This window comes from Vibrio sp. 1288, from assembly GCF_033344475.1.
Genome location: NZ_JAWPOX010000877.1, coordinates 1 through 576 on the forward strand (window position 1 = coordinate 1; position 576 = coordinate 576).

Here is a 576-nt window from a genome sequence, read left to right on the forward strand (position 1 = left end):
GATGTTAGCAGTAGGATCTTCATCGAACACTTCCTTCACCTCAGGAGGGAGCTCATCCATGGTGTGAGGTTGCAACAATCGATGGCTTGCCGTGGCAAACTTTTCTAGCTCGCTTTTGGTGTATTCAAGCCCTTTTTCTTCATAGATAGGAGAGAGTAAATCGTAGAAAGCTTGCGAACTGTGTTCTTGAAGTAGGTAGTCATAATCAGTATTGAGCTCATACACGATGAGCTCATAACCTTTCAGACTGGCGAGAAAAAGAATGATCAGACCTAAAAAGCTCTCTAGATATATCCTTCTCATTTATGCGTTCCATGCATCCGGCATTAGTAGGTAGCCTTTGCCGCGTACCGTAATGATTTTTTGAGGTGAGCAAGACGCGTCACCCAATTTCTTTCTAAGCGTTACGATGCGGTTGTCAATGGTTCTATCTGTACCGTCGTACTCAATCCCGCGTAACGTTTTGGTGAGCCATTCACGCGACAGGGTTTTCTCGGCATGAGTGGCGAGTACCCACAGCAAGTCAAACTCACCGTCGGTTAATGCGACAGGCTGTTGGTTCATAGTGCAGGATTT

The 576-nt window shown here is 45.8% G+C and carries 1 protein-coding gene and 1 pseudogene; both read right to left on the bottom strand.

Annotated features, from left to right (window positions below; genetic code table 11):
* Nucleotides 1-303 (bottom strand): annotated as a pseudogene (locus tag R8O11_RS29855) (two-component sensor histidine kinase); the annotation flags it as partial.
* Nucleotides 304-576: winged helix-turn-helix domain-containing protein (locus R8O11_RS29860; protein ID WP_318195211.1), on the bottom strand; the 273-nt coding region annotated here is incomplete at its 5' end. It lies immediately after the preceding pseudogene.